19 protein-coding genes are annotated in these 19,634 nt (G+C 73.2%); 12 read left to right on the top strand and 7 right to left on the bottom strand.

The window, feature by feature from the left end:
• Nucleotides 1-59 precede the first annotated feature (59 nt).
• The 3 genes from SM611_RS13240 to SM611_RS13230 all read right to left on the bottom strand — a co-directional run bounded on the left by SM611_RS13240 (nt 60) and on the right by SM611_RS13230 (nt 3,438).
• Nucleotides 60-1,568 carry a HEAT repeat domain-containing protein gene (locus SM611_RS13240; RefSeq protein ID WP_371949796.1) on the bottom strand — a complete coding sequence of 503 codons (1,509 nt, stop codon included), beginning with the start codon at nt 1,566-1,568 and terminating at the stop codon, nt 60-62.
• Between the two features lie 113 nt (nt 1,569-1,681).
• Nucleotides 1,682-2,836 carry a hypothetical protein gene (locus tag SM611_RS13235; RefSeq protein WP_371949795.1) on the bottom strand — a complete coding sequence of 385 codons (1,155 nt, stop codon included), beginning with the start codon at nt 2,834-2,836 and terminating at the stop codon, nt 1,682-1,684.
• A gap of 128 nt (nt 2,837-2,964) precedes the next feature.
• Nucleotides 2,965-3,438 (bottom strand): carboxymuconolactone decarboxylase family protein, encoded by a 474-nt coding sequence (locus SM611_RS13230; protein WP_371949794.1) that lies wholly within the window; start codon nt 3,436-3,438, stop codon nt 2,965-2,967.
• A 181-nt stretch (nt 3,439-3,619) separates the two neighbouring features.
• Here SM611_RS13230 and SM611_RS13225 point away from each other — a divergent pair, with 181 nt between their 5' ends.
• Nucleotides 3,620-4,552 (top strand): NAD-dependent epimerase/dehydratase family protein, encoded by a 933-nt coding sequence (locus tag SM611_RS13225; RefSeq protein WP_371949793.1) that lies wholly within the window; start codon nt 3,620-3,622, stop codon nt 4,550-4,552.
• Here SM611_RS13225 and SM611_RS13220 read toward each other — a convergent pair.
• A complete protein-coding gene (locus tag SM611_RS13220) occupies nt 4,510-5,016 on the bottom strand; it encodes a DUF6069 family protein (RefSeq protein WP_371949792.1) in 507 nt (168 codons plus the stop codon). The two genes, SM611_RS13225 and SM611_RS13220, sit on opposite strands and share 43 nt — an antisense overlap.
• Nucleotides 5,017-5,060: 44 nt before the next feature.
• The gene (locus SM611_RS13215; protein WP_371949791.1) at nt 5,061-6,059 is read right to left on the bottom strand and encodes an RNA polymerase subunit sigma-70; all 999 of its coding nucleotides are present in this window, start codon (nt 6,057-6,059) and stop codon (nt 5,061-5,063) included.
• A gap of 231 nt (nt 6,060-6,290) precedes the next feature.
• Here SM611_RS13215 and SM611_RS13210 point away from each other — a divergent pair, with 231 nt between their 5' ends.
• Genes SM611_RS13210 through SM611_RS13195 form a run of 4 tightly spaced genes read left to right on the top strand, consistent with a single transcriptional unit; the run spans nt 6,291 to nt 9,518 of the window.
• Nucleotides 6,291-7,010 carry an ABC transporter ATP-binding protein gene (locus SM611_RS13210; protein ID WP_371949790.1) on the top strand — a complete coding sequence of 240 codons (720 nt, stop codon included), beginning with the start codon at nt 6,291-6,293 and terminating at the stop codon, nt 7,008-7,010.
• Nucleotides 7,007-7,726 carry a hypothetical protein gene (locus tag SM611_RS13205; protein ID WP_371949789.1) on the top strand — a complete coding sequence of 240 codons (720 nt, stop codon included), beginning with the start codon at nt 7,007-7,009 and terminating at the stop codon, nt 7,724-7,726. Before SM611_RS13210 ends, SM611_RS13205 begins: the two co-directional genes overlap by 4 nt.
• A gap of 23 nt (nt 7,727-7,749) precedes the next feature.
• Entirely contained in the window at nt 7,750-8,844 is a 1,095-nt protein-coding gene (locus SM611_RS13200; protein ID WP_371949788.1) for a sensor histidine kinase, read from the top strand.
• Nucleotides 8,841-9,518, top strand: a complete 678-nt coding sequence (locus SM611_RS13195) for a response regulator (protein WP_371949787.1) — start codon at nt 8,841-8,843, stop codon at nt 9,516-9,518. Before SM611_RS13200 ends, SM611_RS13195 begins: the two co-directional genes overlap by 4 nt.
• Before the next feature lie 58 nt (nt 9,519-9,576).
• Here the strand turns inward: SM611_RS13195 and SM611_RS13190 are convergent, their stop codons facing one another.
• Both SM611_RS13190 and galE read right to left on the bottom strand, forming a co-directional pair.
• Nucleotides 9,577-9,951, bottom strand: a complete 375-nt coding sequence (locus tag SM611_RS13190) for a hypothetical protein (RefSeq protein WP_371949786.1) — start codon at nt 9,949-9,951, stop codon at nt 9,577-9,579.
• A 145-nt stretch (nt 9,952-10,096) separates the two neighbouring features.
• A complete protein-coding gene (gene galE, locus SM611_RS13185) occupies nt 10,097-11,101 on the bottom strand; it encodes a UDP-glucose 4-epimerase GalE (protein ID WP_371949785.1) in 1,005 nt (334 codons plus the stop codon).
• Between the two features lie 227 nt (nt 11,102-11,328).
• Here galE and SM611_RS13180 point away from each other — a divergent pair, with 227 nt between their 5' ends.
• From SM611_RS13180 to SM611_RS13150, 7 genes are all read left to right on the top strand, one after another.
• Entirely contained in the window at nt 11,329-11,985 is a 657-nt protein-coding gene (locus SM611_RS13180; RefSeq protein ID WP_371949784.1) for a response regulator, read from the top strand.
• 76 nt (nt 11,986-12,061) lie between these two features.
• The gene (locus tag SM611_RS13175) at nt 12,062-13,480 is read left to right on the top strand and encodes a YveK family protein (RefSeq protein ID WP_371949783.1); all 1,419 of its coding nucleotides are present in this window, start codon (nt 12,062-12,064) and stop codon (nt 13,478-13,480) included.
• A 37-nt stretch (nt 13,481-13,517) separates the two neighbouring features.
• A complete protein-coding gene (locus SM611_RS13170; protein ID WP_371949782.1) occupies nt 13,518-14,630 on the top strand; it encodes a DegT/DnrJ/EryC1/StrS family aminotransferase in 1,113 nt (370 codons plus the stop codon).
• A gap of 2 nt (nt 14,631-14,632) precedes the next feature.
• Nucleotides 14,633-15,799, top strand: a complete 1,167-nt coding sequence (locus tag SM611_RS13165; RefSeq protein ID WP_371949781.1) for a polysaccharide biosynthesis protein — start codon at nt 14,633-14,635, stop codon at nt 15,797-15,799.
• 12 nt (nt 15,800-15,811) lie between these two features.
• Nucleotides 15,812-17,029 (top strand): glycosyltransferase, encoded by a 1,218-nt coding sequence (locus SM611_RS13160; RefSeq protein ID WP_371949780.1) that lies wholly within the window; start codon nt 15,812-15,814, stop codon nt 17,027-17,029.
• Complete coding sequence (locus SM611_RS13155; RefSeq protein ID WP_371949779.1) at nt 17,026-18,321, top strand: O-antigen ligase family protein; 1,296 nt, start codon at nt 17,026-17,028, stop codon at nt 18,319-18,321. The genes SM611_RS13160 and SM611_RS13155 overlap by 4 nt, the downstream gene beginning before the upstream one ends.
• Complete coding sequence (locus SM611_RS13150) at nt 18,318-19,634, top strand: lipopolysaccharide biosynthesis protein (RefSeq protein WP_371949778.1); 1,317 nt, start codon at nt 18,318-18,320, stop codon at nt 19,632-19,634. The genes SM611_RS13155 and SM611_RS13150 overlap by 4 nt, the downstream gene beginning before the upstream one ends.

The following is a 19,634-nucleotide window of genomic DNA, read 5'->3' as shown; positions in this document are numbered from 1 at the left end:
CCTCGCCGTAGTGCTCGGCGGCGCTCGCCCACCTCGACCTGGCCGTCCGCCTGCCGCAGTCAGCGGTCGGCCCGGTCGAGGCGTGCGAGCGCTCTGGCCGCATAGACGCGGACGTAGTGGGCCGGGTCGTCCTGGGCGCGTTCGAGGTAGGGGCGCAGCGCGTCCTGCTCGGCCCGCGTGAGCGCCTGCTCGTCGGTCAGGCGGTCGAAGCTCGCCGCCGCACGCTCGCGCACGCGCCAGTCGGGATCGTCCAGAAGCCGCAGCCTGCCCGCGAAGCCGATGTCGCCGAACCGCTCGGCGAGGTACAGCGCGGTGGAGCGCACGAGCCCCTCGCGGTTCTCCAGCAGCGCCGGCAGCATCGGCCGCACTTCCGGGATGTGATACAGCGCGTTCCCGTAGGCGAGAGCGTTCTCCGCGTCGCCGCGGAGCATGCGCACCAGCCGGTCGGCCGACCGGCGTGCCAGTTCGCGCACCTCGTCCTCGGCGGGCGGGGCCACGACCCCGGGGACGCGTTCGGCGCGCCACCGTTCGAGCCGCTGGAACAGGGAGCCGCCGGCTCGCCTGAAGAAGGCGCCCAGCCCGTCGACCGCGCCCAGGCGAACCGGCTCGGACAGGTCGTCGAGCAGGCCGAACAGCGTCTCCGCCGCGGCAAGGCCGGCGGCCTCGCCCAGCGCGCGAGCGGCCGCACCACGCAGCGCCGGGTCCCGCCGTCCGGCGGCGAAGCGCCGCAGGAGGTCGACCGCCTCGGCCGTCCCGGCACTGCCCAGCGCCACCGCCGCGTGGGGCCCGCAGTCGGCGTCGTCCAGCCAGGCGGAGGCCGGCCCCACGGCCTCGGGGGCCCGGTGTGCGGCCAGTGCGCGGAACAGCATGGTGCGCGCCCACGGCTCCGTCTCGTCCTCCAGGGCGGCCAGCAGCGCCGGGACGACCCGCGGCTCGGGCTCCCACATCCGCCGCCAGGCCCGCTCGCGCGCCGCGTCATCGGCGTGAAAGCGCAGGCCGGGGACGTCGGCCTGCGGTGCGCCCAGCATGTCCAGCGCGCGGCGGCGGACCTCGCCGGGGCCGGTCCGCGCCAGGTCGGCGAAGAGGGCGTCCGCCTCGGGCAGCAGCCGCAGCAGTCCTCTGGCGGGCGCCCAGATCAGGGGGTCGCGGTGGCCGAGCAGCGGTATCAGTTCCTCGGCGGGCACCGGCACCTCGGACCGCAGCAGCCATTGGAGCACCACTGTCCGGTTGCGCAGTTCGGTGTCCCCGACCCGCCGCAGGAACGCCGTGGTCAGCGCGGGCCCGGTCGCACCCAGCCGGACCAGCGCGTTGATCGCACGCCGCCGGACCTCGGCATCGGGGTCGGAGCACAACGCGACGAGCGGCTCGACCGGTACGGCCTCCCCCTGCCGTCCGAGCCCCAGGGCGGCCGCCGCCCGCACCTGCGGCGACGCGTCCGTGAGGAGAGCGGCCAACTCGACGGCATGACCGGGCACCCTGCTGAGCCCCTTCGCCGCGGCGGCGCGGCGCGGGGGGTCGGGCGAGTCCAACTCCCGCGTGAAGAACGCGACCTGATGCCCCGCGATCATGACCACCCCCGCAGCCGCTCTCTGAAGAGGACGCCTCGCACGACCGATCCGATGACACCGGTGGTCGCATCACCCGATGCCGGGCGGGTCTGGGGAGGGCTCTCGAAGCGGGATCAGCGGTGGCCGTGGCGACCGAATCGGTCGCGCGCCTCCCAGAAGAAGGCGATGGCGCTGAGTGCCGTGCCCATGGTGCCCATGATGCCGGAGGTGGTGATGAGCCGTGCCGCGCCCCCGGAGGGGAGGAACAGACCGGCCGCGGTCATGGTGATGCAGCACAGGATCGTCGCGGACGCATACCTGGTGATCGTCGTTACCCGCCGCCTGAAACTCCAGTCCGGCAGGGCGGTCTGCGCGAGCGACCGCGGCCGGTACCGCTGCAGGTAGGCCGACAGCGCCCGGCAGGCCAGTGCCGTGTAGTACGCCGGGGCCTGCGGGGAGCCGTTGTAGAGGGGCTGCTCGGTCGGCCAGCTCCCGGTGCGCGTGATCTGCCGGGATATCAGCCAGCGCGCCGCGCCATCGATGATCGGCGACAGCTCCGGATCGGCGCTGAGCACGTCGGACCGCGCGCAGTTCAATATGAAATAGCTCGTCTCGGCCACCGAACCGTTGAGGTGGTAGCAGCCGTTGCTCTCCCGGAGCGAACGGGCGACCTTCTCGAGATCCAGCGACACCCCCTCGACGGCGCCGACCCGCTCCAGCGCGACATAAGCCCATATCCCTGGAGTGATGTCGACTTCCTCCATGGCCAGCAACTCCCGCAACTGGTCGACATGTCCCTCGTCGCGGTCGGCCCCCTGATCCAGGTTGGCCAGGCAGTCGAGAAGGAAGGCGGGGTAGTTGAGCCGCCGGTCCAGCCGGACGCCATCCTCGATCGCCGTTCGGAGGACTCTGAGGTCGTGCTCGATCAGCGACTCGGGGACACCGGAACGGTAGAGCTCCGACAGGGGACCGAGCCGCCAGAAGTAATGGCTGGTCCCGGCGGCCAATTCCGGCCGCATGAGCCAGGCGACGGCGCGCCGGACCACGTGGTGATCGCTCTCGAAACCGCAGGCGACAAAGGCCCGCACCGCGTGCGCCGTGGCGGACAGGCGAGAAAGGCCTTCGGAGTCCGACCAGTGGCCGTCCCGTTCCTGATCACGTTCGAGCCACAGCAGCCCGCGCCTTATCGCCGACGCCACCTCGTCCATGGGGCTCCAAAGCCTGTCCGTCCCTGCCGGAGAAAGGACAAGCTTATCGAGATCCGCGATGCGCGCCCGGTCGATCGACATTTATCTTTCGCCCCACAACCACGGGGAGCAAGTCGGGCATATTCGACATAAACGAAATGAGATGTATTGCCCCGGGGTCGCGGCACACCGTCGGAGACGTCCTCCAGCGCGGCCCCGGGGCGCCCCCGCTATGCGAACTGACCGGGCTGGTAGTCGCCGGCGGGCTGCTGGGTGATGACGTTGCCGCGGTTGAAGGCGTTGATGAGGGTGATGACGCACACCAGGGCGGCGAGCTGCTCCTCGTCGTAGTGCTTGGCGGCGTTCGCCCACACGTCGTCGGGGACGCCGCCGGCCGCGTCGGCGAGGCGGGTGCCCTGCTCCGCGAGCTCCAGGGCGGCGCGCTCGGCCTCGGTGAACACCGTGGCCTCCCGCCAGGCGGCGACCAGGTTGAGGCGGGTGGCGGTCTCCCCGGCGTGCGCGGCCTCCTTGGTGTGCATGTCGACGCAGAAGGCGCAGCCGTTGATCTGGCTGACGCGGAGCCGCACCAGCTCCTGCGTCGCGAGCGGCAGCGACGAGTCCGCGACCGCCTTGCCCGCGGCGACCAGGTGCTTGACGACCTTGGCCATGACCGGGCTCTCGAAGAGGTTCAAACGCGCTTCCATCGGGCTCTCCTCGTCCTGGTTGATGGTTACGCCCTTGAAGACGGGACAAATTCGCGATGTGTGACACGGCCCGGATGTGACCTACGCCTCGCACCGGGCCATGTCACAGACGGCCGGGCCGTCTCGTCCCGGTGCATAGAGACGTTCATCAGGGACGCACTCCTCACGGAAGGTGATGGTCATGCGGGTGCTCGTGGCAGGCGGAAGCGGGGTTCTCGGACGGCGCATGGTGCCGCTGCTGGTGGAGCGCGGCCACCAGGTGACGGCGACCGCGACGAGCGCGGCGAAGCTGGACCTGCTGGAACGGCTGGGCGCCGAGGGCGTCGTCATGGACGGCCTCGAGCCGGCGTCGGTCGGCGACGCGGTGGCGGCCTCGCGTCCGGACGTGATCGTCCACCAGATGACCGCGATCTCGGTGGCGCACGCCGGCAAGGCCGACATGAAGCACATGGACCGCTGGTTCGCCGGCACCAACCGGCTGCGCACCGAGGGGACGGACCACCTGCTGGCCGCCGCCGAGGCGCACGGCGTCCCGCATTTCGTCGCGCAGAGTTACGGCGCCTGGAACGGGATCCGCGAGGGCGGCCGGGTGAAGACCGAGCAGGACCCGGTCGACCCGATGACCGGGACGGCCGCGGAACCGGGGATGGCGGCGATCCGGCACGTCGAGGACGCGGTGCTCAAGGCGGGCGGCGCCGTCCTGCGCTACGGCTGGTTCTACGGGCCGGGCACCATGGACGACCTGGTCGAGCCGATCCGCAAGCGGCAGTTCCCGGTCGTCGGGGGCGGCGGCGGGTACTGCTCGTGGATTCATCTGGACGACGCGGCGTCCGCCACCGTCCTGGCCGTGGAGCACAAGGCGCGGGGCGTGTTCGCCATCGTCGACGACGAACCGGCCCCCGCCGCCGAATGGCTGCCCTACCTGGCGGAATGCGCGGGAGCGAAGCGCCCGATGCGCGTCCCCGCCTGGCTGGCCCGGCCGCTCGCCGGGGACGTCGCGGTGCTGATGATGACCGAGGGACGCGGCTTCTCCAACGCCAGGGCCAAGAAGGAACTCGGCTGGGAACTGCGCTACCCCTCCTGGCGCGAGGGCTTCAAGGCAGAACTGTCATGACCGGCGGCACCCGAATCCCGCCGGGGGCGGAGGCCGCGCGCCAAAGCAGGGATCATCACCACCGCGGCGACGAGGTGCAGCCCTAGGAGGGCGGTGACGGTGGCGGTGTTCGCCCCCACGAGGACGGGCGGGACCAACGAGATCGCGGTCAGCGACACGGCCGTCCACACGAACCGCTCGGCGGGGCGGGCGCTCCAGCGCAGAAGAGCGGCCGCGATGACGATGCCCACGGCCGAGAAGAAGCCGGTCACCACGGCGAACCCCGGCAGCGGAATCGTCTCGCCGCCACCGTCGGGGAGTTCGAAGTCGACGCCCGCGGCCTTGGCGAGCGCGGCGGCGAGGGTCACCGCCGCCATCGCCGCGAGCGCGGCGACCAGGCCGATGCCGGCGAGCCCCCGGAATCGGCCCGTCCGGCCGGCCCGGCCCGTTTCCGGGGTCTCGACGGTGTCATTCGTGCTGTTCATGTCGTCCTCCATCGTCCGGTGATCGGCATTGGGGGGCAGCGGGCCTATTCCGTGCCGTCCGCCGGCAGGCGCTCCGGCAGCCCGAGCCGCGGGAACCGGTCGCCGTGGAAGATGGTGATCTCCGTGATCGCCCCGCCGGTGACGCGCAGGACGTCGATCGTCAGCGGCAGGTACGCGCCCTCCCGCTCCCGCCACTGGTAGAAGGCGACGGCGGGCTGCCGGTTCACGAAGGCGGGGACGCCGCGCAGGCCCGTCATCCCCTCGAAACCGTCCTCGACCCAGTCGTTCACCACCGCGTCGCGGCCGATGCGCAGGCCCGGCGTGGGCGGCATCGAGCACCGGACGTCGTCCCGCAGCATCGTGGCGAGCCGGCTGACGTCCGTGGCCGCACTGGCGTCGGTGAAGCGGCGCACCAGCTCGCGCGTCCCGGCGTCGTCCTCGCCGCCGGTCCAGTCCTGCCGCTCGGCGGGCAGGTGCTCCCGCATCCCGGCGCGGGCCCGCTGGAGGGCGCTGTTCACGGAGTTGACGGAGTCCCCGAGGAACTCGGCGACGTCCCTCGCGGGCCAGTCGAGCACGTCCCGCAGGATGAGCGCGGCCCGCGGGCGCGGCGCGAGATGCTGGACGGCGACCAGGTACGCCAGCTCGATCGTCTCCCGTGCGAGGGCGGCGGCCTCCGGCTCGTCCGCACCGGCCGCGGGCAGCTCGTCCAGCAGCCGGTCCGGGTAGGGCTGCAGCCACGGCACCTCACCGCCGGTCGCGGGCTCCGGGCGGCGTTTGGCGAGCAGGTCCAGGCAGGCGTTGGTGGCGATCCGGTACAGCCACGCCCGGAACGTCGACCGCCCCTCGAAGGTCTCCCGCCGCCGCCAGGCGCGCAGGAACGTCTCCTGCACGGTGTCCTCGGCGTCCTCGAACGACCCGAGCATCCGGTAGCAGTGCACGTGCAGCTCCCGCCGGTGCCGCTCCGCCAGCCCCGAGAACGCCGGCTCCTCGACCTCGCCAAGACCGCTCACACCCAGCTCCTCCAGCACCGCGTCCGCACCCATCGCGTCATCCTTCCCTCGCGCCGTGTCCTGTCATAGGTATGACGGCCGCGGGCACGACAACTCATCACCGGCGCCGGCCGGCTCGGCCGGACGAGGAAGCCGGACGGCGAACGTGCAGGCGGGCGGGGTCTGGACCGGGATCGTCCCGCCGATCCCTCATGCCGAGGTCGGAGGACGGGTTTCGACCGTGGTCGGATGACCGGGAGACGTGAGCGGCCGAAGCTGGGCGCCATGACATCACAGACGGAGGCCGTCCCCGCGATCAGGGTCGAGGGGCTGACCAAGCGGTACGGCCGGCGCACGGTGGTCGACGATCTGACGTTCGCGGTCAGGCCGGGCGCGGTGACGGGGTTCTTCGGTCCGAACGGGGCGGGCAAGACGACGGCGTTGAAGGCGGTCGCGGGGCTGGCGCGGCCGTCGGCGGGCACCGTGACGGTGCTGGGGGCGCCGGTGGCCTCGACGGCGCCGGACGCCCGCAGGATCGGCGTCCACATCGAGCCGTGCGGCGCGCATCCCGCACGGTCGGCCCGCGCGCATCTGCGGGCGCTGGCGCTGGCGGCGGGACTGCCGCGCCGGCGCGTCGACGAGGTCCTGGAGGTCGCCGAGCTGACGGGGGCCGCGGGCCGCCGGGTCGGCGCCTACTCGCTGGGGATGCGGCAGCGGCTCGGGCTCGCCGCCGCGCTGCTGGGCGACCCCGAGATCCTGGTGCTGGACGAGCCGGCCAACGGGCTGGACCCGCAGGGCATCCGGTGGCTCCGGACGATGCTGCGGGACCGGGTGGCGAAGGGCGGCACGGTCCTGCTGTCCAGCCACCTGCTCGCGGAGGCCGCGCGGACGGTCGACGACGTGGTCGTCATCGACCGTGGCAGGCTGGTGCACGAGGGACCGATCGGTGCGGTGGAGTCGCTGGAGGACGTGTTCCTCGAGCTCACCGGAGGGGTGGAGCGATGATCGGCCTGCTGCGGGGGGAGCTGCTGAAGTCGGTGACGACCCGTGCCGTGTGGGGGTTCGCGGCCGGGGGGACGGCCTTCGCCGTCCTGAACGCGGTGCTCGTCGCCGAGGCGTCGGGGACGCTCGACGAGGTGGCGGAGAAGAGGGAGGCGCTGTCGGGGCTCCCGGTCCTCCTGCTGCTGTGGGGCCTGGTCGGCGCGGCGGGCGAGTACCGCCACCGGACCGCCGCGCCCACGGCGCTGGTCGCCCGGCGCGACCGGGGGACCGTCCTGGCGGTGCGGATCGCCGCGTACGCGCTGACCGGCCTCGGGCTGGCGCTGCTGATCAACGCGGCCGCGGTCGGCACGGCGCTGCCGCTGCTGGCGGACCAGCCCGGCCCGGACCTCACGTCCGGCCAGGTGGCCGAGACCGTGGCGGGCAACGTCGGGGCGCTCGTACTGGCGACGGTGCTGGGCGCGGCGCTCGGTGCGCTGATCCGCGTCCCGGTCGTCGGCGCGGTGGTCCTGCTGATCCTGGCCCTGGTGGTGCAGCCCCTGGTGAGCGGGGCCTGGGAGCGGGAGGCGAACCTGTCGCCGTTCGGCACGGCGGACGTCATGACGGGCGGGACGCACAACACGACGCTCACGGTCGCGGAGGCCGGCGCCGTGTTCGCGGTCTGGACGGTGCTCGCGGTGCTGGTGGCGGTCGCGTGCGAACGACGGCGCGACCTGGCGTGAACGTCGCGGCGAGGATCCGGGCGGTGCGGGGCCCGCGGGCCGCGCACCGCCCGGTGCTGTCCGACATCGCGGTCGCGGTGGCGGCGACCGTCGTGGAAGTGGGGCTGCTGTTCAACGACGGCGGCCGGGTCGCGGCCCTGCCGATCGCGGTGACCGCCCTCACCGGTGCGGTGCTGCTGGCCCGCCGCCGGTTCGGGGTGGCGGTGACCGCGGTGACGGTCGCGGCGGCGGCCGGGCTGACGGCGGCCGGGTACTCGCCCGGAGGGGCGCCGGTCGTCGTCGCGCTGTGGTCGCTCGCCGAAACACGCGACCGGCGCGTCTCGCTCGCGGTGCTGGCACCGGTGGTGGTGTTCCTCGTCGCGGACAGCGTCAGCGCCCCGCCGGTACCGATCGGGGCGTGGATGCTGGGCGCCTACATGCAGACGCGCCGCCGCTACGTCCGGGCGGTCGAGGAACGGGCCGCCACCCTCGAACGGGAGCGGGAGCAGCTCGACCTGATCGCGGCGCAGCGCGAGCGCGGCTCGATCGCCCGGGAGCTGCACGACATCGTCGCCCACTCGGTGACGGTGATGCTGATCGGGGTCCGCGGCGCCCGCGACGTCCTGGAGACGGAGCCGCGCGTGGCCGCGCGGACGCTGGAACGGGTGGAGGCCAGCGCCGAGGAGAGCCTGGCCGAGCTGCGGCGGATCCTCGTCCTGCTGCGCGGGGAGCATGCGGCGGAGACGCGGCCGCAGCCGTCGCTGGCGGACCTGGACGACCTGGTCGCCGGGTTTCGCGCGGCGGGGCTGCCGGTCCGGCTGGAGATCGCCGGGGAACCCCTGGGCCTGCCGGGCGGGGTGGAGCTGTCCGCCTACCGGATCATCGAGGAGGCGCTGACGAACGCCCTGAAGCACGCCGGGGCGGCGGCGGTAACGGTGCGGCTGACCTACGGCCGAGCGGATCTGGAGGTGCGGGTGCACGACGACGGGACGGGGACCGGCGAGCCCGGCCCCGGCGGGCACGGCCTGGTGGGGATGCGGGAGCGGGTCGCGGTGCACGGCGGCGAGCTGGAGGCGGGGCGGGTTCCCGGCGGCGGGTTCCGGGTCGCGGCGCGGCTGCCGATCGGGGAGCCCGCGTGACGATCCGGGTGCTGATCGTCGACGATCAGGAACTGATCCGGATCGGGTTCCGGCTGTTCCTGCAGACCCGTCCCGAACTGGAGGTCGTCGGGGAGGCCGCGGACGGCCACGAGGCCCTCGCGCGGGCGGCGGAACTGCGGCCCGACGTCGTCCTGATGGACGTCCGGATGCCGCGGATGGACGGCGTCGAGGCCACCGCCCGCCTCACCGGCACCGGCCGGCCCCCGCGGGTGCTGATCCTCACCACCTATGACCTCGACGAGTACGTGTTCGGCGCGCTGCGCGCCGGGGCGTCGGGATTCCTGCTGAAGGACGCGCCCCGCGAGCGGCTGCTGGAGGCGATCCGCGTCGTCCACCAGGGCGAGGCGCTGCTGTCCCCGTCGATCACCCGCCGCCTGATCGAGGACTACGCCGACCGCGCCGACCCGGTCCGGCCGGCGCCGGACCTGCTGGCCGCGCTGACCCCGCGCGAGCGCGAGATGCTCCTGCTCGTGGCCCAGGGCCTGTCGAACCAGGAGATCGCGGCGCGGCTCGTCGTCACGGAGGCCACGGTCAAGAGCCATGTCGGCAGCGTTTTCGCCAAGCTCCACCTACGCGACCGGGTCCAGGCGGTCGTGCTGGCCTACGAGCACGGCATCGTCGTCCCGGGCCGCCGCCCCGACCCCAGGGAATGAGCGCCGACAACGGCCGGTGACGGGCCGGTGATTGCCGGCCGCCACCGCGAAAAAGGCTTCAGCGTTTGCGGTGGGCGCGGCGTTGTTCTTCGACGGCGTCGAAGAACCAGTCGGGGAGGACGCCTTCGGCGCGCAGGGTCTTGCGTTCGTCGGGGCTCAGGCGCTCGGCGACGGCGTCCACCGGAATCGCATAGTCCTTCAGACGTCCGCTGGAGGCATCCTGGCCGATCTCGCGGGCGAAGCCGGTCGAGCCGCCGCCGTCCAGGCCGCCGTTCACGCGCCTGTTGGGGACGGCCGCGCCGGCGATGCGCAGGGGCGCCGTCCACCATTTCCGGGAGCGGCGGGCCAGCTCGGGAATTGCGGCTTCCCAGGCCAGCCTGGAATCCTGCACGGGTCGGTTCGGTACCCAGTTCTTAGGGCGTGCGAGGGCCACGGAAATCCCTTTCGATGCGGAATCCGGGTGGATACTACTCCGCCGGATCAGGACGTGCGAGGGGATTTTCCGCGCGTTGCCGGGAATGGCGGGCCGTCCGGCCCCTCCTGGCGGAAGGCGGGGAGGGGCCGGACGAGCCGAATTCTCAGGCCACGTCCAGCTCGCGGCGGCGGGCCGCCCATTGGAGGGAGTGGCGGATGGCGTCTTCGATGGTGTATTCGGGCTTCCAGGCGAGGAGGTCCCATGCCTTGGCCGGGTTCACGTACGCGCCGACGACGTCGCCCGGACGGGCCGGGGCGTCCTCCGCCACGAAGGCGTCGCCGACGACCTCGCGGAACGCGGCGACCAGTTCGCGGACGGTGGTGCCGTCGCCCGTGCCGAGGTTGACGACCTCGTAGCGGGGGTGGTCGCCGACCGGCGGGACGATCGAGTCGAAGCGGGCGGCGGCCTCGTAGAAGGCGCGGGCGATGTCCCAGACGTGGATGTAGTCGCGGATCGCGGTGCCGTCCCGGGTGTCCCAGTCCACGCCGGTGATCTTGAAGGGGACGCCGAGGCCGTAGCACTCGATCATCTTGCCGAGGGCGTGCGTGGGCTTGCTGTTCTGCAGGCCGGTGCGCAGCCGGGGGTCGGCGCCGATCGGGTTCAGGTAGCGCAGCGAGATGACGCGGAAGTCGTAGGCCTTGCAGAAGTCCTGCAGGAGGAGCTCCGCCATCATCTTCGAGCGGGTGTAGGGGTTCTGCGGTTCGAGGAACGACGTCTCCGAGACCGACAGGTCGGGTTCCGGGCGGTACATCCCGGCGGTGGACGCGAAGATCATCCGGTCGCGGCCGTTGCGCACGAGGTGGCCGGCGAGGTCGAGGGTCTTCGACAGGTTGACCCGGTAGTAGCGCAGCGGGTCCGCCATCGAGTCGGGCACCACGATCAGCGCCGCGCAGTGGACGGTCGCCGCGATGTCGGGGTGGTCGCGGAAGATCTGGTCGACCAGGTCGCCGTCGCCGATGTCGCCCTGGTAGAAGATCTTGCCCGCGGCGAACTCGGACCTGCCCGTGACCAGGCTGTCGAGCACGACGGGTGTGACGCCGCGCTCGGCGAAGGCGGAGGCGATGGTGCTGCCGATGAACCCGGCTCCCCCAGTGATCAGCACTTTCATTTGGCATCCCCTGCAGCCAGTGCGTCCCCTGAAATGACACGCACAGGATCAGCGGCCGGTCGCGGACGGTCAATGTCCGGCACGGAAGGTGACCGGGTTAGGACGCGGGTGAACCGGCCGGCCCCACGGCGCGTCCGCGCACGGTTCTTCCCCGGCGGCGGCCGGGACCGGACGAAGTACAGCGTTTGCGGGATCCGCCGGGCGCGCGCACCGGTCATCGTCGGTGGATGCAACCGACCCGCGTCCTCATCGTGGACGATCACGCGCTGTTCGCCGAGGCCCTCGCGGCCCGGCTGGGGCGCGAACCCGATCTGGTGATCCTGCCGATCGCCGCGGACGTGCGGCGCGCACTCGCGCTGACCGCCACCGAGCGCCCCCGGGTGCTCGTCCTCGACCTGATGCTGGGCGCCGAGAACGGGCTGGACGTCCTGGACCGGGTCCGCGACGAGCATCCGGACGTCCGCGTCGTCGTGCTGACCGCGATGAGCGACCTGGACACGATGGTGCGGGCCGTCCGGCGCGGCGCGGTGGGGTGGCTGGAGAAGACCGAGAGCGCCGAGCGGGTCGCGCGGGTGATCCGGTCGGCGGCACGGAAGGGCGGGTGGATCCCGCCGGACGTGCTGGGCGAGCTGCTGCGCCGGCTCGTCCGGGACGGCGGTGAGCCCGAGGGCGCCGGGTTGCTCGCGGAGCTGACGCCGCGGGAGCGCGAGGTCCTGCAGTGCATGGTGGACGGGCTGGGCCGCGCCGACATCGCCGAGCGGCTCGGCCTGTCGGCGAACACCGTCCGCACGCACACGCAGAACCTGCTGGCGAAGCTCGGTCTGCACTCGGCGCTGGAGGCGATCACGCTCGCGATGCGCGCCGGCATGCGGCCCGGCGGCTGACCGCCCCCCTGCAAACGGCGTAGTCCAGGGCGTCTTTTGGGCGATTGCTCCGCACACGCCCCTTCCTACGCTCGCCGTGACGACGCCGGAGGGGAAGATCGTGGAGATCGACGAGGTCGCGGCGCGGGTGGCTCGCAGCTACTGGGCGCTCCTGCTGATCATGACGGTGGCCCCGCTGATGCTGGTGGGCCTGGTGATGAGCGGGCAGGAGCCGCCCGCGGTCGCGAAGTCGCGGCTGCAGGCGAGCAGCCGGGCCACCGACGCGGCGCCCGGCGACGCGGGCGTGTCCATCGTGGTCAGCCAGGTGAAGGCGTTCGCGACCAGCGAGAACCTGCTCCGCGAGGTGCTGCGCAGGCAGCGGGTGGAGCGCTCGACGGTGAAGGTCGCGAAGGCGATCGAGGTGACCGGGCTCGGGACGTCCACGATCGTCGAGCTGTCGGTGAAGGACGCCGACCCGGCGGTGGCGCGGCGGCTGGCGGACGCGATCGGCGCCGCGGTCGTCCAGGAGATCAACACGTCCAACCAGGGCTCCATCAAGCAGCAGATGGACGGGATCGACAAGCGCGTCCGGGAGCTGGAGAAGAAGCTCGGGCCGCTGTCGCGGCGGGCGGGCGCGCAGCCGAACCCCGACATCGGCGCCGCGAACGAGCGGGAGCGGGTGCAGGCGGAGCTGACCGACCTGCGGTCGAACCGCTCGGACCTGCAGACGCAGCTGTCCACGGCCGGGACGGCGTCGGTGGTGCAGCCGGCGGTGCTGGCGCCGCGCACGAACCCGGTGGTCATGATGGCGTCGATCGCGGGCCTCGTCGGGCTGATCGGCGGGATCCTCGTCGCGGTGGTGACGGAGATGGCCCGCCCCACGATCCCGGGGCAGCGGCGGGTCGCGCGCAGGCTCGGGGTGCCGCTGCTCGGCTGGGCCGACCGGGGGCCGGCGGAGCTCGCCGACCTCGGGCGGCGGATCCGGCTCGCCGCGCGGAAGGAGGGCGTCGGTCGGGTCACGCTGGTCGGCGCGCCCGGCCCGCTGCCCGCGGACCTCGTGTCGTCGGTCGCGTCCGCGGTGTACGGGGACGACACGAAGGTCGTCACGGCCCGGCCCGACGACGACAAGCCCGGCGGCGACGGCAAGCCCGGCGGCGGGGACGGGGCTCCCGGCGAGGACGGGCCGTCGTCGCTCAACAGCAGCGGTCCGGGCGGCCGGCGGAGCACGTCGGTGGTGCGCGCCGGCGGCACCGCCGTGATGACGAAGAAGTCCGAGGTGTCGCCCTCGGAGATCACCCAGCCGGTTCCGGTGCGCCGGCTCTGTCATGTGCACGCGTTCGAGGACATCGATCCGGGTTCGGACGAGGTGGTCGGCGTGGTCGTGGTGGTCGGGCCGGTGACGCGGGTGGCGGGGCTGGAGACGGTCCGCGATCTGGTCGCCGCGTCCGGGTGGCCGCTGCTCGGCGTCGTCGCCACGTCTAGGCGAATCTCCGCGTCCCGGAAGAGCAGGGGGTAGGCAGATGAGTTCGTCCGTTCCGTTCACGATTCCGTCAGTGTCGGGTGAGGTGTCCGACGCGGTCGTCAAGGTGCTCGACTCGGGCTGGATCACGACGGGCCCGCAGACGGCCGCGTTCGAGCAGGAGTTCGCCGACTATCTGGGCGCCGCGCACGTCGTCGCGGTGGCCTCGTGCACGACCGCGCTGGAGCTGTGCCTGCGCGCGCTGGACCTGCCCCCCGGTTCGGCGGTGCTGACGCCGAGCCTGACGTTCTGCGGTGCGATCAACGCGATCCTGCACGCGGGGCACCGGCCGGTGTTCGTCGACATCGACGAGGACACCCTCGTGCCGAGCCCGGAGACCGTCAAGGCGGCGGCCGACCGGAGCGAACCCGCGGCGATGATCGTCCAGAACCAGGGCGGCTACCCGGTGGACGTGCCGGCGCTCGCCCGCGCGGCGGGCCTCGACCGGACGCGGGTCATCGAGGACGCGGCGCACGGCCCCGGCGCCGCCCGCGACGGGAAGAACGTCGGGTCGGAGTCGTTCGCGGCCTGCTTCTCCTTCTACGCGACGAAGAACATGCCGATCGGTGAGGGCGGCGCGGTGGCCTCCAGCGACCAGGAGTTCGCCGACCGGGTCCGCGCGATGCGGCTGCACGGGATGAGCAAGGACTCCTGGAAGCGCTACCTGCCCGGCGGCAGCTGGCGGTACGACGTGAAGACCGTCGGGCTGAAGGCCAACATGACCGACGTGCAGGCCGCGATCGGGCGGGCGCAGCTCGCGGCGCTGCCCGGCTGGCAGGAGCGGCGCGCCCGGATCGTCGGACGGTACGACGAGGCGCTGCGGGACCTGCCCGGCCTCGTCCTGCCGCAACGGAAATTGGACGGCGTCCAGCACGCCTGGCACCTCTACCAGGTCCGCGTCCAGGACCGCGACACCGTCAGCGCCGCGCTGGAGGCGGCGGGCGTCGCGACGTCCGTGCACTTCATCCCCGCGAACCAGATGACGGCGTACGGGGAGATCCTGGGCGCCGAGGAGTGCGCGCGGGTGCCGGTGACCGACCGGGTCGGCGAGGAGCTGCTGTCGCTTCCGCTGTACCCGGGGCTGACGGACGACGGAGTGGAACGCGTCGTGTCCGCACTCGCCGAGGCGCTGCGGACCCGGGGCTGACCGTGCGAAGGTTCCTGCCGCGCCGCACCACCGGGACCCCCGCGCCGGTCCCGGTCAGCCCGCTCGCCCTGCTGATGGGGCGGGACGAGGTGGTCATGGCGCGGCATCGCGGGCGGCGGCTCGTCCGCGGCCGGCGGGTGCTGGTCACCGGGGCGTGCGGGACGGTCGGGCGGGCCCTCTGCCACCAGGTCGGGCTCCTCGAACCGGCCGCGCTGACGCTGCTCGACCGCGACGCCGGGGGCCTGGACCGCCTCGCGGGCGAGCTGGCCGGGGTCACGCCGGCGCAGGCCGACGTCCGGGACGGGCGGCGGGTCGGCCGGGTCATCGGGGAGACCCGGCCCGACCTGCTGTTCCACACCGCCGGCCGGAACGAGCTGGCGGACGTCGAGCGGGACCCGTGCCGGGGCGTCGCGCACAACGTCCTCGGCACCCGGCACGTGCTCGACGCGGCGGTGCGGCACGGGGTGGAGCGGGTCGTGTTCGTCTCGTCCGACAAGGCCGCCGACCCGACGTCGGTGTTCGGCGCGACGATGCGGCTCGGGGAGCTGCTGCTGCGGACGGCGACGCCCGGCCCGACGTGCTTCGCCGCCGTCCGGGTCGGCAACGTGATCGGCGAGGCGGGGCCGCTGCTGAGCCTGCTCGCGCACCGGATCTCCTCCGGCGAGGTCGTCACCATCGCCCACCCCGAGGTGGCCCGCCACTTCATGACGGTGGAGGAGGCGGCGGGGCTGCTGATCGAGGCGGCGGCGATGGCGGAGGAGGCGGAGACGTTCGTCCTCGACATGGGCCGTCCCGTCCCCGTCGTCGACCTCGTGCACCGGTACGCCGAGCAGCTGCGGCGGCCGGAGGTGACGATCCGGTTCAGCGGGCTCGGGCCGGGCGAGAAGCTCGCGGAGAAGGCGTTCGCCGACTCCGAGCGCCGGATCCGGACCGCGCACCCGAAGATCTGGGCGACCCGGCCCGCCGCGCCGCCCGCCGGGCTCCCCCAGCTGCTGGACGAACTGGAGGCGGCGGCCGGCGCCCGCGACGACGCGGCGGTCCGGCTGCTGCTGCGCCGGCTGCTCCCCGAGTACCACCCGGTCCGGCGGCCGGAGCCCGTCGAGGCTCCGCCGCCCGGACCGGCCTGCCTCTGCGGCGCGGGGTGCAGCCCCGACCCGCCCGGCCTGTGAGGTGTGCCTGTCATGACCACGAGGAAGCTCAGAGTCGCCACGGTGATCACCCGCTTCAACGGCGGGGCGGGCCAGGTCGCGCTGAACGGCGCGCTGGCCCTCCCGGACGGCGGCTACGAGCGCGCGATCGTCACCGGCGGCGTCGGCATGGACAGCACGGCAGCGTCCACGAGAAACAGCGTCCTCTATGGGGACGATGCCGTCGCGAACGCCGCCGCCGGTGACCTCACTCCCGCCGCCCACGCGGCCGGGATGGAGGTCGTCCAAGTGGGGCCGCTGGTGCCGCAGATCTCGCCGCGCGACGACATGGCGGCGCTGCGCACGCTGACCCGCGTGCTGGCGGAGGGGCGGTACGACGTCGTCCACACGCACAGCGCGAAGGGCGGCGTGATCGGACGGGTCGCGGCGGCCCGCGCGGGCGTTCCGCGCATCGTGCACACCTGGCACGGGTTCCCGTTCAACGAGTTCCAGTCGTTCGCGCGGCGACGCGTATACATACGTCTCGAACGGATCGCGGCCAAGCGCACCGACGCGTTCCTCGCGATCGGGTCGGAGACGGTCACGACGGCGCTGCGGCTCGGGCTGACGACGCCGGACCGCGTCCGGCTGTCGTGGCCGGCCGTGGACGTCGACGCCTACGCGGCCTCCCCCGGTTCCCGCGCGCAGGCCCGCCGCCGCCTCGACCTGCCGCTCGGCGTGAAGGTCGTCGGGTCGATCGGGCGGCTGACGTTCCAGAAGGGCCCGGAGGTCTTCGCGAAGGCGATCGCCCGGCTGCCGGACGACGTGTTCGGGCTGTGGGTCGGCGGCGGCCCGATGGCGGACGAGCTGGAGCGGCTCACCGCCAAGCTCGGCATCGAGGAGCGGATGCGCTGGCTCGGGCACCGCGACGACGTCGCCGACGTGCTGCCCGCGTTCGACGTGATGGCGATGGCCAGCCGGTGGGAGGGCCTGCCGTGCGTGCTGGTCGAGGCGATCGGGGCGGGGATCCCGCTGGTCGCGACGGCCGTCCCGTCCAACCAGGACCTCGTGCTCGCCGGCGAGACGGGCATGCTCGTCCGGCCGGAGGACCCGGCGGGGCTCGCCGGCGCCGTGTCGGCGCTGCTGGACGACCCGGCCGCCGCCGCCCGGATGGCCGAGCGCGCCCGCGCCCGGGTCGGCGACTGGTTCTCCCCGGCGCACCTCGGGACCGTCCTCGACGAGACCTACCGAGGGAGCTCCGCGCGCCCATGACCGCGACGATCGAGGCCCCGCACACGGGCGGACGGCCCGCGCCCGCGCCGCTGCGGCGGGGGACGCGGCTGCCGGCCGTGATGATCGTCGCGGGCATCGCCTCGCTGCCGATGCTGATGCCGGCCGGGCTCGCGCCCGGTCCGGGCAACACCGGCCTGCCCGATCTCGCGCTCGTCGGCGTCGCCGGGACGATGCTGCTGTGGGCGGCGACCCGGCGGCTGCCGGTCCGGTGGCCGTTCCTCATCCCGACCCTGCTGACGATCATCGCGGGCGGCATCGCGGCGATCGTCAACGACGCGGGCGCGCTCACCCTGTTCAAGGACCTGTTCGTGCTGCTGTGGGCGGTCGCCATCGCCAACTTCGGGCGCGACCCGTCGCTGCTGAGGCTCGCGCTCCGCGCGTTCGTCTGGATCGGGACGTGCTACGCCGTCGTCATGATCGTCGGCTTCGTGCTGGGGATCGACGCGCTGTCGGGCAAGCAGATCGACGGCGAGCGCGCCATGTTCACGTTCGGCGACGCCAACTACGCGTCCAACTGGTTCATCTGCGTCTTCTTCATCGCGCGCGCGAGCCGCTTCCCGGAGACGGCCGGGAAGCGGTGGGCGGTCTGCGGGATCCTGCTCACCGCCGAGATCCTGACCGGCTCCAACGGCGGGCTGCTCGCGCTGTGCATCGCGATCCTGCTCGGCTACCTGTTCCGGCTGTTCCGCGAAGGCAAGGCGCACCACGCCATCGCGGCCGGCGCGTTCGCCGTGTTCGTGGGCGGCGGCGCCGTCGCGGTCGTCTCGACGGTGAACGTCCAGCCGTTCCTGGACCAGGCCAGCCAGGCGTCCCCGATCCTGCGCGACTCCATCGGGCGGACGACCGGGGAGAGCACCAACTCGCGCAGCACCGTCCTCGCCACCACCCTCCAGATGATCGACGACCAGACGCACCCGTGGGGCATCGGGCCCGGCCAGACCGAGAAGCAGATGCTGGTGCGGCAGGAGACGTACGTGCGGGAGGCGCACAACGACTACGTCGCGTCCGTCCTGGAACGCGGGTTCCTCGGGGGCGTCGCGCTCATCACGCTGGTGTTCGTCCTGCTGCTGAAATGCGCGCGGATCGCCCGGCGCGGCGCGCTGACCGGCGAGTACGCGCGGCTCGTCCCGCGCCCCGAGCTGTTCGGGGCGCTCGTCGCCGTCTTCCTGATCTCCGGGCTCTTCTACGAGACCCTCCACTACCGCCACGGCTGGGCGTTCTTCGGGCTCATCGCCGCGCTCGACCTCTTCGGACGGAAGGAAGCGCGATGACCGACACGCAGGAAACGCCCTCCGTCGTCGCGCCCGAGCAGGCGCCGCGGCTCCGCCGCCGGCTGCTCGCGCTGGTCGCCGGCAACATGGCGGGACGGATCGGGGCGCTCGGCTCGCTCGGCATCGCCACCATCCTCGTCGCGCGGATCGGCGGGCCGAAGCTCGTCGGCGCGTTCACGCTCGTCCGGATCCTGCCGGGCCTGCTGTGCCAGCTGTCGAGCGCGGGACTGCCGGGCGCCGCGCCGTTCTTCCTGGCGCGCTCCGGCTACGACCAGAGCCGGGTGCGGCCCACGCTGGCATGGCTGACCGTGCTCGGCGCGGCGCTCGCCGGAATCGGCTGGCTCGCCCTCAGCCCCCTCATCTACCTGGTGTTCTTCAAGTCGTTCGGGATCTGGATCACGGTCGCCGCCGCCGCGCCGTCCTTCACCCAGGGTTTCGTCTCCGTCGGCAAGGGCCTCCTCCAGGGGACGGACGACCAGCCGGGCGCGAGCCTCGCCATCGCCGTCGAGGAGTTCGTGTTCCTGCCGATCTACCTCGTGATCCTGACCGGCTGGTACGGGCCCGGCGCCCTCATCACCGGGCTGGTGCTCGCCGACGTCGCCGCCGCCGCGTGGATCGCGCGGCGGCTCGCCCGGCGCGGCTTCTTCGCCGGATGGGGCCGCCCCGACCGGCGGCTCGGCCGCTCCATCGCCGGGTACGGGTTCCGCGGCTACCTCGGGCAGCTCATCGACCTGCTCCAGCTCCGCTTCGACATGGCGCTGCTCGGCGCGCTCGCCGGGCCGAAGGTGCTCGGCGTCTACACGGTCGCCAGCAAGTTCGCCGAACTGGTGCAGCTGCCGGGGCTCGCGGTCAACTACGTCCTCTACCCCGACTTCGCCAAGGAGGACCGGGAGACGGCGACGAAGCGAACGTCCCGCCTGATCCTGCCCGCGCTCGGCGTGTCGGCGCTGGCCGCGCTGCCGCTCGCGCTGATCGCCGGGACCGCGCTTCCGTGGGTCTTCGGGGACGTGTTCGACGACGCGGTCGTGCCCACCTACATCCGGCTCGCCGGCGTCGTCACGTTCGGCGTGACCGGCCTCATCATGGCCTACCTGTACGGGGTCGGACGGCCGGGCGCCGCGTCCACCGGGCAAGGCATCGGGCTCCTGGTCGTCGTCGTCCTCGGCGCGATCCTGATCCCGGCGCACGGCGCGACCGGCGCCGCCGTCGCCACGTCCATCTCCTTCGTCGCCACCACCGCCGCGCTGCTGGTCTGGTTCCAGCACGTCAAGAACCCCGCGCCCAGAGACTCCACACCCGAACACAAGGGGTGA

Origin of the sequence: Actinomadura monticuli, assembly GCF_041463655.1 — a bacterium.
Taxonomy (GTDB): Bacteria; Actinomycetota; Actinomycetes; order Streptosporangiales; family Streptosporangiaceae; genus Spirillospora; species Spirillospora monticuli.
This window is presented reverse-complemented; position numbering and strand designations above follow the sequence as displayed.

What these genes read in the sequence shown, in the direction of transcription:
- SM611_RS13240 (WP_371949796.1), bottom strand. Translation starts at nt 1,568, where the DNA reads ATGATCGCGGGGCATCAGGTCGCGTTCTTCACGCGGGAGTTGGACTCG.
- SM611_RS13235 (WP_371949795.1), bottom strand. Translation starts at nt 2,836, where the DNA reads ATGTCGATCGACCGGGCGCGCATCGCGGATCTCGATAAGCTTGTCCTT.
- SM611_RS13230 (WP_371949794.1), bottom strand. Translation starts at nt 3,438, where the DNA reads ATGGAAGCGCGTTTGAACCTCTTCGAGAGCCCGGTCATGGCCAAGGTC.
- SM611_RS13225 (WP_371949793.1), top strand. Translation starts at nt 3,620, where the DNA reads ATGCGGGTGCTCGTGGCAGGCGGAAGCGGGGTTCTCGGACGGCGCATG.
- SM611_RS13220 (WP_371949792.1), bottom strand. Translation starts at nt 5,016, where the DNA reads ATGAACAGCACGAATGACACCGTCGAGACCCCGGAAACGGGCCGGGCC.
- SM611_RS13215 (WP_371949791.1), bottom strand. Translation starts at nt 6,059, where the DNA reads ATGGGTGCGGACGCGGTGCTGGAGGAGCTGGGTGTGAGCGGTCTTGGC.
- SM611_RS13210 (WP_371949790.1), top strand. Translation starts at nt 6,291, where the DNA reads ATGACATCACAGACGGAGGCCGTCCCCGCGATCAGGGTCGAGGGGCTG.
- SM611_RS13205 (WP_371949789.1), top strand. Translation starts at nt 7,007, where the DNA reads ATGATCGGCCTGCTGCGGGGGGAGCTGCTGAAGTCGGTGACGACCCGT.
- galE (WP_371949785.1), bottom strand. Translation starts at nt 11,101, where the DNA reads ATGAAAGTGCTGATCACTGGGGGAGCCGGGTTCATCGGCAGCACCATC.
- SM611_RS13180 (WP_371949784.1), top strand. Translation starts at nt 11,329, where the DNA reads ATGCAACCGACCCGCGTCCTCATCGTGGACGATCACGCGCTGTTCGCC.
- SM611_RS13160 (WP_371949780.1), top strand. Translation starts at nt 15,812, where the DNA reads ATGACCACGAGGAAGCTCAGAGTCGCCACGGTGATCACCCGCTTCAAC.
- SM611_RS13155 (WP_371949779.1), top strand. Translation starts at nt 17,026, where the DNA reads ATGACCGCGACGATCGAGGCCCCGCACACGGGCGGACGGCCCGCGCCC.
- SM611_RS13150 (WP_371949778.1), top strand. Translation starts at nt 18,318, where the DNA reads ATGACCGACACGCAGGAAACGCCCTCCGTCGTCGCGCCCGAGCAGGCG.